The sequence below is a fragment of the Ferrovibrio sp. genome (assembly GCF_002796975.1).
GTDB lineage: Bacteria > Pseudomonadota > Alphaproteobacteria > Ferrovibrionales > Ferrovibrionaceae > Ferrovibrio.
Genome location: NZ_PEKV01000007.1, coordinates 91054 through 105936, shown reverse-complemented (window position 1 = coordinate 105936; position 14883 = coordinate 91054). Strand labels below are relative to the sequence as shown.

Sequence of the window (14883 nt, the reverse complement as noted above, 5' to 3'; positions counted from 1 at the left end):
CGTCCAGCACCCTGCGCCCTCGGCTTGATCTGGATGCAGGGTAAATAACGCATGCCACCCGTAAAAGCGCAGGTTCAGGATGGCCGGCTGGTTCTCAGCCTGCCGCAAGATGCCCTGCTGCTGGAGCAGGCAGTGCAGTTGCTTGAACTCTTCGTGGCTGCGGTTCCTGAAGAGCGCAACGCCTGCCTTGATGCCCTGGCGAAAGCCGAAGATGAAATAGCGCCGCTATCGGATGAGGACAGTCGCTACATCGCGACGATCACGCGCGGTCTGCAGCGCCGCGACGAACAGGCCATCCGCTTCGCCGAAGCCGATCTTTACGCCTTGAACGAGGCCGAACGGCTCGGTATCAAACTCACCGCACGCCAACGGAATACGCTCATACAATATTATGTGGAGCGGCAGGCCGACGCCCCGGCTCAGCCAACAGGGGGCTCCAGCAGCGAGGCCGCCCTGGCCCGGGCCCGGATTCTGGCCGAGCGGATGCGTCGGAAACGCTAGCTGAGCAGCCTCATTATGTATTATCGGTTGTCTTTTTTTCGGATCACTCGCAAACTGGCTGCATGTCTGCGGAACCCCTGTTCATTCCGAGCGAGCATGCCCTGGTGCGGATCGACCGCATTCCGCTCGCCCAGATTCAGGTCCGCGACGGCAAGTTCAGCCTGGCCGAAGCGGTCTGGTGCCGCGATAACAGCGAGGCGGCCACACTACCCTTCGTAACCGCCATGCGGCACCTGTTCGCCCCGGATCCGGCGCATGTGATCGACACCACGCCGCAACATGTGCTGGCCTGGCGCATCATCGATTTCGATCATCATCCCTTCGTGCTGGATGGCGACGATGTCAGCAATCTCTGCCTCGGTGCCATTCGCCAGGCACCTGCACGCATTGCCGCCGAACAGACCTACGCCGCCGTCGTCGCCGAAAGGCTACCGGCGTGTTTCCAGGTGGCGATGAGCATCCGCGTCTATCAGCGTGCCATGTTCCCGTTCTTCGACGCGAACGGCCATGTCTCACGCGTGGCGACGCTGATACGGCCGCTCACGCCGGGAGTGGCGCTCGCGACCGTTTCGCACTGACCGATGCTATATGGCCGTAATTACGCAGCCATCTCGACTTCAGGTTCGAGCAGTTCCATCAGCGGGCCATTTTCGATCTGGGCCAGCATGCCGGCGCGATCAATCTGCGTGGTGTACATCCGCGCTGAACGGCCGACTGCGCCGATAAAGCCGTCCATCGCCAGATCTGCCCGCGCATAGCCATAACCATCGGCTCTGAGTGGAATACCGCTGCGATAGAGATTTTCGTAGACCAGACCGCAATGATGGTCGACGTCATAGCGCTTGACGCTGACCGCGCGGATCAGATGTGTCAGCAGATAAGCCAGCCGCTGGCGGCGATAGGCTTCGCCAACGACCAGACCGCCATGATGGCCGATCCTGCCTGTCCAGTTGCAGTCACGCGGCTGCAGGATTTTGGGCGTGCCGAGCGGCGGAAAGCGGTCGGAGAACAACCGGCCGCTGCGCAGCAGTTCGGTCCAGCCCCCCTTTCCGGTATCGATCAGCCGGAAAGCAATCACAGCTGCTATTTCGCTGGTTTTGCGCATCTGATGGGCGGGATGATTCGGGATGGTGGAAAGCCGCAGCCAGTATTGTGGACCGCCGACCTCGAAATCATGGTGCGCGGGATCGAAGCTGGGGTTGATCCCGACGATCCCCGGCATCGATTCAAGACAACGGCGCCAGCGGTTAAGGTCTGGATCCTGCTCGATAAAAAACCCCCTGGCATCAAGGGATGCCAGGATCAGGTTGATGTATTTGTCGACGGACATCTTACGGCGCATCGGCAACCTCCTTTGTGTGTGTGCGCCACCAATGTAACCTTAGATAGTCATTTTTCTTTAAATGGGACTACTGATTGCAAGCTGGTCCGTGCACAGCCGTTTTCCGCTGGCAATATTGTATATTGCCGATTCTATCTATCCGCCCACGTTCGGAGCCCCATACCATGCTAGAGAACCTGATCCGTCAGACCCTGCCGGAGGACCACGACCGCGCCACACTGGTCGGCCGCGCCTGGGTGGCGGGCAATCCGGCGGGGCCGGTTGTGGTGGCCATGCGCGGCGAGGATCTGGTCGATCTCAGCGGATTGACCGCCACGATGAGCGAGTTGCTGGACCGGCCGGATGCGGCAGCCGCCGTACAGGTGGCGCTGGGCAAGGCGCCTGTGATCGGCAGCCTGCAGCATGTGCTGACAAATACGCTGAAACTGCAGGCACCGTACCTGCTGCCGCCCTGCGACCTGCAGGCGGTCAAAGCCGCCGGCGTCACCTTTGCCGACAGCCTGATCGAGCGCGTGATCGAGGAACAGATCCGCGGCGATGCCAGCCGCGCCGAGGCCGTGCGTGCTGAGATCGCAACCGCGCTCGGCGGCGAGATTTCCCGTATCAAACCTGGCTCGCCGGAAGCCATGCGCCTGCGTGAAACGCTGATGAAGCGTGGTGCCTGGTCGCAGTATCTGGAAGTCGGCATCGGCCCGGACGCCGAGGTCTTCACCAAATGCCAGCCAATGGCCTCGGTCGGTACCGGCATGGGTGTCGGCATTCATCCTGACTCGACCTGGAACAATCCCGAGCCGGAAGTGGTGCTGGCCATCGACAGCCGCGGGCAGATCGTGGGCGCGACGCTGGGCAACGACGTCAACCTGCGCGACGTGGAAGGCCGCAGCGCGCTGCTGCTCGGCCGCGCCAAGGATAACAACGCGTCGAGTGCCATTGGGCCCTTCATCCGGCTGTTCGATGCGCATTTCAGCCTTGATGACCTGCGCAAGACCGAAGTCAGCCTGACCATCGCCGGCACCGACAATTTCCGCCTTGAGGCCGCCTCGCATCTGTCGAAGATCAGCCGCGACCCGGTCGAACTCGCTGCCCAGACCTTTGGCCATTCGCACCAGTACCCCGACGGCGCCATGCTCTATACCGGCACAATGTTCGCGCCGATCCAGGACCGCGACGCACCGGGCATGGGCTTCACCCACAAACCCGGCGACGTGGTTACCATCCGCTCACCAAAACTCGGCGCTCTGATCAACCGGGTAGATTTCTGCGACAAGCTGCCGCCATGGCAGTTCGGCACGGCCGCGCTGATGCGCAACCTCGCCCAACGCGGACTGCTGCGCTAGGCAGTCTACTGCGCTAGACTGCGCCCAATCGAGGGAGGTTCCAATGCTCGACCGGGTTTCGGCGGTGATCCGCCTGAATGAAAATGACAATGTGGTAGTGGCGCGTGCCGAGCTGCTCCCCGGCGCCAGCATTGAGGGAGGCAATGTCACTGCCCGCAGCGCAATTCCCGCCGGTCACAAGGTGGCGACCGCGCCGATTGCCCAGGGCGAGCCGGTACGCAAGTACAACCAGATCATCGGTTTTGCTTCGCAGGCCATCGAACCGGGCCAGCATGTGCACAGCCACAACATGGCGATCGGCGATTTCGAGCGTGACTACGCTTTCGGCGCCGACATGCGGCCGACCCTGTTCATCCCCGAAGCCGAGCGCGCGACCTTCCAGGGCTACATGCGCGAGAACGGCAAAGCCGGCACCCGCAATTATCTCGGCGTGATTACCAGCGTGAACTGCTCCGCCACCGTGGCACGCTATATCGCCGATGCTTTCAAGGGCGATGCGCTGAAGGATTACCCCAATGTGGATGGCGTGGTCGCCATCGTACATGGCACCGGCTGCGGTATGGCCGACACCGGCGAAGGCTATGGCAACCTGCAGCGCACGCTGTGGGGCTATGCCCAGCATGTGAATTTCGCTGGCGTACTGATGCTGGGTCTGGGCTGCGAAGTGGCGCAGATCGATTTCATGATGGAGGCGCAGGGACTGAAACACAGCCCGCGCCTGCAGAGCATGACCATCCAGGATACCGGCGGCACTCGCAAGACAGTGGAACGTGGCGTCGCCCAACTGAAGGAAATGCTGCCGGCTGCCAATGCGCTGAAACGCACCACCGTACCAGCCTCGCATCTGACGCTCTGCCTGCAATGCGGCGGCTCGGACGGCTATTCGGGTATCACCGCCAATCCGGCACTTGGCGCGGCAGCCGACCTGCTGGTACGGCATGGCGGCACGGCGATCCTGAGCGAAACACCGGAAATCTACGGCGCCGAACATCTGCTGACCCGGCGTGCCGAAAATCGTGCCATCGGCGAGAAACTGATCGAGCGCATCCGCTGGTGGGAAGGTTATTGCGAGCGCAATGGCGGCTCGATGGATAACAACCCCTCGCCCGGCAACAAGAAGGGTGGTCTGACCACCATTTTGGAAAAGTCGCTCGGCGCCGCCGCCAAGGGCGGTACGACCAACCTGCGCGGCGTCTACAAATATGCCGAACCGGTCGACACCAAGGGCTTCGTCTTCATGGATACGCCCGGTTACGATCCCTGCTCGGCCACCGGGCAGATCGCCGGCGGTGGCAATATCATCTGCTTCACCACCGGACGCGGCTCGGTGTTCGGCGCCAAACCGGTCCCCTCGATCAAGCTCGCCACCAATTCGACCATGTATCGCCGTATGGAAGATGACATGGACATCAACTGCGGCGCGGTGCTGGACGAAGGCATTAGCGTGCCTGAGATGGGTCAGCGCATTTTCGACAAGATCGTTGATGTCGCTTCAGGCAATCCGTCGAAGAGCGAGGAACTCGGCTTCGGCGATGCCGAATTCGTGCCATGGCAAATTGGCGCGACGATGTAGGAAACCAGGCTGGCGCCAGATCTCAGTTTAGTTTGACATGACGTCGGATCGGGCTGAGTAGCGCGTCGGCCACAAGCGATGGCGTACGCCGCAACATGAGACCACGCCCTATGTACGGGTGACAGCGGGATTGCGCAGCGGCAGTACGACAACGCCAGTCCAATTTGTCGATTATGACTAGGATACGAAACGCTGCCGCGACAGATTCTTTAGGCCAGATCGCCCGCCACCGCCTTGCGGAACACCGCCTCCAGTGCGGCGGCATTCACCGGAATCGGATTACCGCCCGCCGAGGGATCCTGTTCGGCCATGCGACCGATCTCGGCGGCGCGGTCCACCGGCACGCGGATATCGGCCAGGCTGTTGGGAATGCCGAGCTCCTTGCGGAATGCCAGCACCCAGTCGAAGACGGCCTCGAAGGTCTGTTGCGGCAGATCGAGCACCTGGGCCAGCAGCCTCATGCGCTCGGCAATGGCGGCGCGGTTGTGCCGCATCAGATAGGGCAGCAGCACGGCATTGGTCAGGCCGTGATGGGTGTCGTAAACGGCGCCGATCGGATGCGCCAGCGCATGCACGCCGCCCAGGCCCTTCTGGAAGGCCACCGCGCCCATGGACGCCGCCGCCAGCATGCGCGAGCGCGCCTCGATATCCGTGCCGTCGCGATAGGCGCGCGGCAGATACTGCTTGATCAGGCGCATGCCCTCCAGCGCGATGCCGTCCGCCATCGGATGGAAGCCCGGCGCGCAATAGGCTTCAAAGCAATGCACGAAGGCGTCGACGCCGGTGGCCGCCGTGATATGCGGCGGCAGGCCGACGGTGAGCTCCGGATCGGCAATCACCAGCGCCGGCAGCATGCGGGGATGGAAGATGATCTTTTTCTCGTGGCTGTCCTCGTTGGTGATCACCGAGGCGCGGCCGACTTCCGACCCGGTGCCCGACGTGGTGGGCACGGCCACCACCGGCGCCATGCCGGCAACATTCACGCGGTCGGAATTGTCGCCGACATCCTCGAAATCCCACAGCGGCCGGGTCTGTCCCGCCATCAGCGCCACCGCCTTGGCGGCGTCGATACCGCTGCCGCCGCCAAAGGCGATCACGCCATCATGTCCGCCAGCCTTGTAGGCGGCAACGCCGGCCTCGACATTCGCGCCGGTCGGATTGCCTTTCACGCCGGCAAACAGCCCGGTGGGCAGGCCCGCCGCAGCGTTGCGTTCGATGCAGGCCTTCACCATCGCGGACCCGGCCAAACCCTGATCGGTGATCAGTAGCGGCTTCTTCATGCCGAGCGAGCGGCAGGCCTGCGGCAGTTCAGCGATGCGGCCGGGGCCACTCCAGATCGTGGTCGGGTAATTCCATTTGCCGGTCAGAACAGGGGCGGACATCGTCAAAAACTCCGAAAAAGAATTACGTGGCAACACGCAGATGGAAGGATTTCGGCCGGGTCAGCTGCTCGAATCCGACACTCGACAGCGTGCAGCCGCGGCCGGAATTCTTCACCCCGGTCCAGGCCAGTGCCGGATCGAGATAATCGCAGCGGTTCATGAACACGGTGCCGGTTTCCAGCTGCGCACCCAGTCTGGCGGCCGTGTCGGCATCCCGGGTCCACAGCGCAGCCGTCAGACCATATTCGCTGTCATTCATCAGCCGGATCGCCTCGTCGTCGCCCGACACTTTCATGATGCCGATGGCGGGACCGAAGGTTTCCTCGCTCATGATCCGCATCTTGTGGCTGACATCGACCAGCACCTGCGGCGCCAGATAGGGCGAGGCTTTCTGGTCGGCTGCGAAATCCTGTGGCGCGATCAGCGCCCTGGCGCCCTGCTGCACGGCCTCGGCGATCTGGCCGCGCACGAAATCGGCAGCCTGACCGCGCACCATGGGCCCGAGATTGGTGTCTGCCCTGGTTGGATCACCCAGCCTGTACTGCTTCGTCAGCGCGACGAAACCATCCACAAACCGGTCATACAGCGAGTCATGCACATAGATGCGTTCGATACCGCAACACGACTGGCCGGAATTGAAAAACGCGCCATCGACCAGATTCTCCACCGCATGGGCCAGATCGGCATCGGCGCGCACATAAGCCGGATCCTTGCCACCCAGTTCCAGGCCGGCACCAATGAAGCGGTCGCTCAGCGCATGCTGCACGGCGCGACCGCCAGCAACCGATCCGGTGAAAGCGACATAACCGACGCGCGCATCACGCATCGCCGTTTCGGTATCGGCATGGGTCATGTGCAGGAACTGGAATACGCCTTCGGGCAGCCCGGCCTCGCGGAAGGCTTCGGCATAGCGTTCGGCACAGAGCGGCGTCTGGTGTGAATGTTTCAGCAGCACGGTATTGCCAGCCAGCAGCGCCGGGATCACGGCATTGACCGAGGTGAGATAGGGATAATTCCACGGCGCGATGACGAAGACGACGCCATGCGGCTCGCGGCGGATGAAGCGGCGGAAGCCGTCCTTTGCCGCCGGCTGCAGATCGGCCAGCGCATCGGGCGCGATGGCGATCATGTGCGTGGCGCGGTCGGCAAAGCCGCGCACCTCGCCCGGCGTCTGGCCGGACGGCCGGCCCATCTGCCAGGTCAGTTCCTGCGCGATCTCGACGCCCTTCGCAATGAAGACCTCGACAGCGCGGGTCAGGACGGCCCGCCGTTCATCCAGCGGTGTGGCGCGCCAGCCGGCACCGGCAGCAACCGATTTCGCCAGCGCGGCTTCGATGGCGGAAGCATTGGCAAGCGGGCGCTCGACATAAACGCGACCGTCGACCGGGCTGATGCATTGAAACGAAGCGGACATGAACGACAGACCTCAGATGATTTCGAAATAACGGGCCATTTGCCAGTCGGTGATCGCCTTGCGGTATTCGCGCTCTTCCCAGTCGCGCGTCGCGGCGTAATGCTCGACGAAGGCATCGCCGAACAGATCGCGCGCCGGCTTGCTGGCATTCAGCCGCGCGGCAGCCTCCGACAGCGTGCGCGGCAACTGGTATTTCGCCGGCAGCTCCTTCTCATAGGCATTGCCCTGGATCGGCGCGGTCGGCTCGATCTTGTTTTCGACGCCCCACAGGCCTGCACCGATGGCCGCCGCCATCGCGACATAGGGATTGATATCGGCCGCCGCGATGCGGAACTCGACGCGCTGCGACTTCGGCGAGCCGGGAATGGCACGTAGCGCCGTGGTGCGGTTCTCCACACCCCATGAGGCCTGCGTCGGCGCCCAGAAGCCGGGAATCAGCCGGGTGTAGCTGTTCACCGTGCAGGCGACCATAGCGAGAAATTCCGGCAGCATCGCCTGCTGTCCGCCAATGAAATGCCGCATGGTGTCGGAGATTGCATGCGGCTTCTTCGCATCATGGAAGGCCGGTTTGCCGTCCTTCTTCTTGAGCGAGACATGGATATGGCCGCTCTGGCCCGGCCAGTCATGCGACCATTTCGCCATGAAAGTGGCCATCAGGCCACGGCGCTGCAGCGCCGCTTTGGTGAAAGTCTTGAACAGCGCTGCCTTGTCGGCCGATGCCAGCGCCTCGTCCACGGTGATGGCGGCTTCCAGCACGCCGGCGCCGGTTTCCGTGTGCAGCCCTTCGAGCGGGAAATCCATCTTGAGGCCGAGATCGATCAGCTCGTGATACAGGTCGGACTCGACCGAGTTGCGCAGCACCGAATAGCCGAAAAAGCCCGGCGTGATCGGCTGCAGCTTGCGATAGCCCTTCTCACGGATACTGTGTGGCGTTTCGTTGAAAACGAAGAACTCGAATTCGCAGGCGCTGAGCACCTTGTAACCCAGCTTGTCGGCGCGCTGCAGCACGCGGCGCAACACGGCGCGCGGGCAGACGGTTTCCGCCGGCGGCGAGAATTCGCCCAGGAAGAACAGCGTCTCCGGCTCCCAGGGAATCTCGCGGCAGGTTTCGGGCAGCACGCGGACCGGCGCGTCGGGATAAGCAGTGTGCCAGCCGGTGTATTTCACATTGTCGTAAAGCTGGTCGTTGGAGTCCCAGCCCAGCACCACGTCGCAGAAGCCGAAACCGCTGTCGAGCGCGGAAAGGAATTTCTCGGCCGAGATGTATTTGCCGCGCAGGATGCCGTCGATATCGAAGGCGCCGACCTTGACCCGGTCGATCTTGCGTTCGGTCAGGATGCGGCGGGCGTCGGCCGCCGTCTTGACCTGTCTGGGTTTCATCGCCATTCCCTGCCCCCGTCCATCGCCCTGTTCATCCCAGCAGTGTGCCCAATGCCCAGCGGTGCAGCGCCGGAGTGGCTGCCGCCACCACGCGACCATCCGCTCCCAGGCCAAGCGGCTGGCCGTTCCAGTCGGTAATGACGCCGCCGGCGCCTTCGATCACCGGCACCAGCGGCAGGTAATCGTAAGGCTGCAGCCCCACCTCCACCACCAGATCGATATGTCCGGCCGCCAGCAGGGCATAGGCGTAGCAGTCGCCACCGAACCGCCGCAGGGCGACCTGGCCGCTCAGCCGCTCGAAAGACGCAAGCTCCGTGCCAGTAAACATGTCCGGCGAGGTCGCATACAGCGTGGCTGTTGCCGGATCGCTGCAGCCGCTGGTGCGGCAGGGCTGGCCATTCAGGCGGGTACCCTGACCGGCCTCGCCGATCCACAGCTCATCAAGCATTGGCATGTCGATCAGGCCAAGCTGCGGCCGGCCGTTCTCCAGCAAGGCAATGAGTGTGCCGAACAGCGGCATGCCGGTGACGAAACTCTTTGTACCGTCGATCGGGTCGATCACCCAGGTGAACCGCGCTCCCAGACGCTCCGCGCCCTGTTCTTCGCCGAAAATGGCATGTTCGGGATGCCGGGCGGTCAGGATCGCACGCAGCTCGGCTTCGATGCCGCGGTCAGCAACGGTGACCGGGCTCGCGTCGGCCTTGCGTTCTACCGTAAGCCGCTGACGGAAATAGCGCCGCGCGATCGGCCGGGCCGTCGCCACCAGGTCGCGCGCCGTGGCCAGGTGAATCTGGAGAATGCTGCTGGCCGATGCTGAAGCGACAGGCGACTGTTGCATTTTTGGGCATTTGTGGATTTCTGTGTAATTTTTTATAGACGGCTTTACGGGGGTCTGCAACAATTCCGCATGGTCGCCCGGATACAGGGTCCGGATGCCGGCCGACAGACGGGGGATAAACAATGCTCGAGCGTTTTAAATCCATGCTGCTCGCTGGCGCCGCCAGCATGCTGATGTTCACCGCCGGCGCCGCACAGGCCGGCACCATCACGGTCTACACCGCGCTGGAAGAAGACGAGATTGCCGATTACGTGGCGCTCGCCAAGAAGGACATTCCCGATGTGACGGTGAATGTGCTGCGCCTCTCCACCGGCGATCTTGGCGCGCGCATCATGGCCGAAGCCGGCAATCCACAGCATGACGTGATCTGGGGCTGGGCCGTCACCAACATGATGGACCCGCGCATCCTGGCGCTGGTCGAGCCCTATAAGGTGAAGGGCAGCGACAAGCTGGGCGCCGCCTATCAGGCCGCCGATTCCAAATGGTTTGCCGCCACCGGTTATATCGGCGCCTTCTGCGTCAATACCGAGCGGTTGAAGCAGAAGAACCTCCCGATGCCGAAGAGCTGGAACGACCTGCTCAATCCGGCCTTCAAGGGCGAAATCGCCATGCCGAACCCGGTTTCCTCGGGCACCGGCTATCTGCAGATCGTCTCGATCCTGCAGAAGATGGGCGAGGAAAAAGGCTGGGCCTTCCTCAAGCAACTCGACGGCAATGTGAACCAGTATATCAAGTCCGGCTCGCGCCCCTGCCGCTCGGCGCGCGCGGGTGAGTTCACCGTCGGTACCTCGCTGGCCTTCGCCGCGATCAAGTCGATCGAGGAAGGCTTCCCGCTCGCCATGGTGCTGCCCAGCGAAGGCGCCGGCTACGAACTCGAAGCTTCGGCGCTGATGGCCGCGTCGAAGAACAAGGCCGACGCGAAGAAATTCCTCGACTGGACCATGTCGCCAGGCGCCTCCGGTCTCTATGCCAAGTACAAGGAACTGGTGACCCTGCCGGGCTACAAGCCTGCCAAGGCCGCGCGCGATGCCGGCATGCCTGATGATCCGGGCAGCATCCTGTACAAGATGGATTTCGCCGCCTCCGCCGTGCAGCGCGAAGCCATCCTGGCGCGCTGGACCAAGGAAATCGGCCGCTGAGCCTGCTACACTGACGGGCGGCTGGCTTCCAGCCGCCCGTTTTCGTTTCTGCTGCACCAGGATGTCGTATGCATCTCGCGATTGAGCAGGTCGCCAAGAGTTTCGGTTCCGTCGTCGCTCTCGATAATGTCTCGCTCGGCGTCGACACCGGCGAATTCGTCTGTCTGCTCGGCCCATCCGGTTGCGGCAAGACCACGCTGCTCCGTATCATCGCCGGGCTTCTCACGATGGATTCCGGCCGCCTTACCCTGGCTGGCCGCGACCTGACGCAGGTGCCGGCGCGCCTGCGCGGCTTCGGCATCGTCTTCCAGTCCTATTCGCTGTTCCCCAATATGAGCGTGGCTGCCAATATCGGCTACGGCCTGAAATTGCGCGGCACGCCGACAGCGGATATCGCCAAGCGCGTGAACGACCTGCTGGCGCTGATCAAGCTGCCGCAGATCGCCGACCGCTACCCTTGGGAATTGTCCGGCGGCCAGCAGCAGCGCGTGGCGCTGGCCCGCGCCATCGCCGCCGATCCCGCCCTGCTGCTGCTGGATGAACCGCTGTCGGCGCTGGATGCCAAGGTGCGCGCCGAACTGCGCGAGGAAATCCGCGACCTGCAGCGCCGGCTTGGCATTCCGACCGTGATGGTGACGCACGACCAGGAGGAAGCCCTGACGCTCGCCGACCGCATCGTCTGCATGAGCAGGGGCCGTATCGAACAGGCCGGCACGCCGGCTGATCTGTACGCGCGCCCCACCACGCGTTTCGTGGCCGATTTCATGGGCGTCAGCAACCTGATCGAACCGTCGCGGCTCTCTGCCCTGCTGCCGCAACTGATGCAGGACTATCCCGGCGGCGATCAGCTGCTGTGCCTGCGGCCCGAACACCTGGCCGTGCGCCCCGGTACGCTGGGCAAGGTGATGAGCACCACATTCCTCGGCAACATCACGCGGCTGAAACTCGACACCCCGCTGGGCATGCTGGTCGCGGAACTGCCCGGCCAGGCAGACTTCGCGCCCGGCGACGGCATCGACATTGCACCGGACCCGGCACGCGGAGCCTGGGTCGCGGCATGACGGCCGTCAGTGCAGTGGCGCCCCGGGTGACCCCTCTGGCGCGTGAACGCGCCGACCGGATATTCGATCTCGCCTGCCTGTGGATTCCGGCTGCGGCACTGCTGCTGTTTTTTGTCTATCCCATCGGCATGATGGGCTATCGCAGCCTGCTGCTGCCCGATGGTTCGCTCGGCTTCGGCAATTTCAGCCAGATCATCGGCTCACGCAGCTTCCTCCGGGCGCTGGTCAACAGCCTGACCATGGGTCTGGCCACCACGGCCGTCACTGTCGCACTCGGTCTTCTGCTCGCCTTTGCGCTGCATCGCTGCCGCCTCTGGCTGCGCATCGTCCTGCTCGGCGCCATCAGCCTGCCGGTGATCGCGCCCTCGCTGGTGCAGGGGCTCGGCCTGATCTTCCTGCTCGGCCGCAACGGCCTGATCAACAAGACCTTCGGGCTGCAGGTTGAGATCTACGGTTTCTGGGGCCTGCTGATTGCCAACTCGCTCTACGCTTTGCCGCAGGCCGCGATGATCATTGGCGCGGCGCTGCGCAATGCCGATGCGCGGCTGTTCGAGGCCGCCGAAGTGATGGGCGCCACCGGCTGGCGCCGCTTCATCGACCTGACATTGCCCAATATCCGCTTCGGCCTGCTCAGCGCCACGTTTGTGGTCTTCACCGTCACCATCACCGATTTCGGCAATGCCGCGGTAATCGGCGGCGATTACACCGTGCTGGCGATTGAGATCTACAACCAGGTCATCGGCCAGATGAACCTGAATCTCGGCGCCGTGGTCGGCATGCTGCTGCTGCTGCCTACCGTGCTGGCCTTCTACTTCGAACGCCTGGCGACGCAGCGCCAGTTCGGCACCCAGTCCGAAGCCGCCGTGCCCTACCGCCCCGGCCACGATCCGTGGCGCGACGGGATCATCGGCACGCTGGCCTGGCTGGTCGCGCTGGCACCGGTCACCGTCGTTGGCGTGGTGGTCTATGCCAGCTTCATGCGGCTGTGGCCCTATCGCCTTGACTTCACCCTCCGGCATTACGACATCAAACTGGCCGGCGGTTACGATCCGCTGTGGATCAGCATCGGCATCTCTGCCGCCGCCGCCGGATTCGGTACCATCTTCCTGCTGTTTCTCGGCGTCGCGCTGAAACGGCTGGGTGGCCCGGCGGCGCGCGCGATCTACTTCGTGTCGATGCTGCCGGCCGCCGTGCCGGGCCTCGTGCTCGGCCTGGCCTATGTCTTTGCCTTCAACCAGCCGGGCACGCCGCTGATCCTGCTCTATGGCAGCGCCGCACTGCTTGCGATGTGCAATTTCTACCACTATCACACGCAGGGTTTCGCCACGATGACGACGGGCCTGCGCCAGATCCCGCCGGCGCTGGAGGAAGCCGCCACCTGTATCGGCGCCTCGGCCTGGGCGGTGCTGCGCGATGTCTATATCCCCTACACGCTGCCCACCCTGATCTCGGTGTTCTTCTTCCTGTTCATGAGTTCGATGGTTACGCTCTCTGCCGTTATCTTCCTGGTCACCCCCAATCTGATGCTCGCTGCCGTGACCGTGATGCGCCTCGACGAGGGCGGCTACACGGCACAGGCCGCCGCCTTCTCCACCGCCATCATGCTGGTGGTCACCGCCGCCTTGCTGCTGGCGCGCGGAACGCTGTGGCTGGCGCAGCGACGCATTCGCCTGTCGGCCGAGGCCTGAGCCATGTGGGCGCAGGAACGGCATCGCCGCATCCAGGGCCTGCTTGGCCACCATAAGCAGGTCTCGGCCGACGAACTGGCGCGGCAACTGGATGTCTCGCGGGAAACCATCCGCCGCGATCTGGTCGAACTGGAAGCTGCCGGCCTGCTGCGTCGCGTGCATGGTGGCGCCATCCTGCCGGACTCGACCGGCAAGGAAGCACCGTTTGCCGATCGCCTGCAGGTGCGCCGGCGCGAAAAGCAGGCCATCGCCCGCGCCGCCGCCCAGCTGGTGGAACCTGGCCAGACCTGCTTCGTCGATGCCGGCAGCACCACGGCGCTGCTGGCGGAAGAGCTGGCGAAGATTCCGGGCATCACGGTGATCACCAATTCGATCGATGTGGCCGGTACGATCAACCGCGAGGGCATCGAGGCCACGGCCTTGCTGCTGGGCGGGCAGTTGCACAGCGATGTGCCCGGCACTTTCGGCGAACTGACGTTGAGCGAGATCGCCCGCTTCCAGGTCGATATCGCATTGCTGTCGCCGGTGGCGCTCCACGCTGAGCGCGGCGCCAGCAATTTCGTGCTGCATGAGGCCGAAGTGGCCCGCGCCATGATCCGCTACGCCGATGAATTCGCGCTGCTGGCCGATCACGGCAAGATCGGACAGGTCAGCCGCGCCAATATCTGCGGCTGCAGCCATATCCACCGCCTGGTCACCGACAGCTCCGCCGGGCGCAAGGCGCTGACTGAACTGCGCCGCGCCGGCATCGGCGAGATCATCGTCGCGGATTAACTTCGGGTCTGGTCCGGCGCATGAAGCGATAGCGCTGGTCGTAAATGCCTGGCTGCCGTCCAACTACCACGATCCAGGCATTTACGACTGCACAATAACTGAACCCCAACGGACGATCACCAGAATGTAGATTTCCAATCCGACCGGAAGGAGACTCATTGCGAATATCTACCGGCGGCGATCAAATTGGCTAAATCCACTGACGAGTGATTGGGCCAGGGCCTGTGCCATTTTTCGGCCATTGGTATAATTGAAATTGTTGCCGCCGAAGTGGCAGCGGCCAAAATCGCCTCCTCAGCAGGGAGCAACTAGCAGATCTACTGGCCAGTATTACGGCATCACTGCAGATATCCAGCTTAGCCCTGCTCACACTCAGTATATCGGGCGATGGGGGTCATAACCCCGGGCCGGAACAATATCGTAGGCCGGCGACATGATCGGTTGAGCATATCCC

General features: G+C 63.4%; 13 protein-coding genes. 8 read left to right on the top strand and 5 right to left on the bottom strand.

The window, feature by feature from the left end:
• Window positions 1–51: 51 nt before the first annotated feature.
• The gene (locus tag CTR53_RS09970; protein ID WP_290812245.1) at window positions 52–501 is read left to right on the top strand and encodes a hypothetical protein; all 450 of its coding nucleotides are present in this window, start codon (window positions 52–54) and stop codon (window positions 499–501) included.
• 62 nt (window positions 502–563) lie between these two features.
• Window positions 564–1079 (top strand): hypothetical protein, encoded by a 516-nt coding sequence (locus CTR53_RS09965; RefSeq protein WP_290812242.1) that lies wholly within the window; start codon window positions 564–566, stop codon window positions 1077–1079.
• A 20-nt stretch (window positions 1080–1099) separates the two neighbouring features.
• Here the strand turns inward: CTR53_RS09965 and CTR53_RS09960 are convergent, their stop codons facing one another.
• Entirely contained in the window at window positions 1100–1843 is a 744-nt protein-coding gene (locus tag CTR53_RS09960; protein ID WP_290812239.1) for a hypothetical protein, read from the bottom strand.
• Window positions 1844–2007: 164 nt separating this feature from the next.
• On the opposite strand from CTR53_RS09960, the gene CTR53_RS09955 reads away from it, so the two are divergent.
• Complete coding sequence (locus tag CTR53_RS09955; RefSeq protein ID WP_290812236.1) at window positions 2008–3180, top strand: fumarylacetoacetate hydrolase family protein; 1173 nt, start codon at window positions 2008–2010, stop codon at window positions 3178–3180.
• Window positions 3181–3223: 43 nt separating this feature from the next.
• Entirely contained in the window at window positions 3224–4753 is a 1530-nt protein-coding gene (locus tag CTR53_RS09950) for a UxaA family hydrolase (RefSeq protein ID WP_290812233.1), read from the top strand.
• Between the two features lie 209 nt (window positions 4754–4962).
• Here CTR53_RS09950 and CTR53_RS09945 read toward each other — a convergent pair whose 3' ends face one another.
• From CTR53_RS09945 to hisN, 4 genes are read right to left on the bottom strand one after another with little or no spacing between them, the layout of a single operon-like run.
• Entirely contained in the window at window positions 4963–6135 is a 1173-nt protein-coding gene (locus CTR53_RS09945; protein WP_290812230.1) for an iron-containing alcohol dehydrogenase, read from the bottom strand.
• A 22-nt stretch (window positions 6136–6157) separates the two neighbouring features.
• The gene (locus CTR53_RS09940) at window positions 6158–7549 is read right to left on the bottom strand and encodes an aldehyde dehydrogenase family protein (RefSeq protein ID WP_290812227.1); all 1392 of its coding nucleotides are present in this window, start codon (window positions 7547–7549) and stop codon (window positions 6158–6160) included.
• A gap of 12 nt (window positions 7550–7561) precedes the next feature.
• A complete protein-coding gene (locus CTR53_RS09935) occupies window positions 7562–8929 on the bottom strand; it encodes a glutamine synthetase (RefSeq protein ID WP_290812224.1) in 1368 nt (455 codons plus the stop codon).
• Window positions 8930–8960: 31 nt separating this feature from the next.
• Window positions 8961–9767: a histidinol-phosphatase gene (gene hisN, locus CTR53_RS09930; RefSeq protein WP_290812221.1), complete on the bottom strand. Its 807-nt coding sequence runs from the start codon at window positions 9765–9767 to the stop codon at window positions 8961–8963.
• A gap of 122 nt (window positions 9768–9889) precedes the next feature.
• Here hisN and CTR53_RS09925 point away from each other — a divergent pair, with 122 nt between their 5' ends.
• The 4 genes from CTR53_RS09925 to CTR53_RS09910 all read left to right on the top strand — a co-directional run bounded on the left by CTR53_RS09925 (window position 9890) and on the right by CTR53_RS09910 (window position 14429).
• Window positions 9890–10906 (top strand): ABC transporter substrate-binding protein, encoded by a 1017-nt coding sequence (locus CTR53_RS09925; protein WP_290812218.1) that lies wholly within the window; start codon window positions 9890–9892, stop codon window positions 10904–10906.
• A 68-nt stretch (window positions 10907–10974) separates the two neighbouring features.
• A complete protein-coding gene (locus CTR53_RS09920; protein WP_290812215.1) occupies window positions 10975–11967 on the top strand; it encodes an ABC transporter ATP-binding protein in 993 nt (330 codons plus the stop codon).
• Window positions 11964–13655: an ABC transporter permease subunit gene (locus CTR53_RS09915; protein ID WP_290812212.1), complete on the top strand. Its 1692-nt coding sequence runs from the start codon at window positions 11964–11966 to the stop codon at window positions 13653–13655. Before CTR53_RS09920 ends, CTR53_RS09915 begins: the two co-directional genes overlap by 4 nt.
• Before the next feature lie 3 nt (window positions 13656–13658).
• A complete protein-coding gene (locus tag CTR53_RS09910; protein WP_290812209.1) occupies window positions 13659–14429 on the top strand; it encodes a DeoR/GlpR family DNA-binding transcription regulator in 771 nt (256 codons plus the stop codon).
• The last annotated feature ends 454 nt before the right edge of the window (window positions 14430–14883 follow it).

Excerpts from the sequence above, each read along its gene's own strand:
- CTR53_RS09925 (WP_290812218.1), top strand. The coding sequence starts at position 9,890 with ATGCTCGAGCGTTTTAAATCCATGCTGCTCGCTGGCGCCGCCAGCATG.
- CTR53_RS09910 (WP_290812209.1), top strand. The coding sequence starts at position 13,659 with ATGTGGGCGCAGGAACGGCATCGCCGCATCCAGGGCCTGCTTGGCCAC.
- CTR53_RS09915 (WP_290812212.1), top strand. The coding sequence starts at position 11,964 with ATGACGGCCGTCAGTGCAGTGGCGCCCCGGGTGACCCCTCTGGCGCGT.
- CTR53_RS09965 (WP_290812242.1), top strand. The coding sequence starts at position 564 with ATGTCTGCGGAACCCCTGTTCATTCCGAGCGAGCATGCCCTGGTGCGG.
- hisN (WP_290812221.1), bottom strand. The coding sequence starts at position 9,767 with ATGCAACAGTCGCCTGTCGCTTCAGCATCGGCCAGCAGCATTCTCCAG.
- CTR53_RS09960 (WP_290812239.1), bottom strand. The coding sequence starts at position 1,843 with ATGCGCCGTAAGATGTCCGTCGACAAATACATCAACCTGATCCTGGCA.
- CTR53_RS09940 (WP_290812227.1), bottom strand. The coding sequence starts at position 7,549 with ATGTCCGCTTCGTTTCAATGCATCAGCCCGGTCGACGGTCGCGTTTAT.
- CTR53_RS09920 (WP_290812215.1), top strand. The coding sequence starts at position 10,975 with ATGCATCTCGCGATTGAGCAGGTCGCCAAGAGTTTCGGTTCCGTCGTC.
- CTR53_RS09955 (WP_290812236.1), top strand. The coding sequence starts at position 2,008 with ATGCTAGAGAACCTGATCCGTCAGACCCTGCCGGAGGACCACGACCGC.
- CTR53_RS09970 (WP_290812245.1), top strand. The coding sequence starts at position 52 with ATGCCACCCGTAAAAGCGCAGGTTCAGGATGGCCGGCTGGTTCTCAGC.
- CTR53_RS09935 (WP_290812224.1), bottom strand. The coding sequence starts at position 8,929 with ATGAAACCCAGACAGGTCAAGACGGCGGCCGACGCCCGCCGCATCCTG.
- CTR53_RS09950 (WP_290812233.1), top strand. The coding sequence starts at position 3,224 with ATGCTCGACCGGGTTTCGGCGGTGATCCGCCTGAATGAAAATGACAAT.
- CTR53_RS09945 (WP_290812230.1), bottom strand. The coding sequence starts at position 6,135 with ATGTCCGCCCCTGTTCTGACCGGCAAATGGAATTACCCGACCACGATC.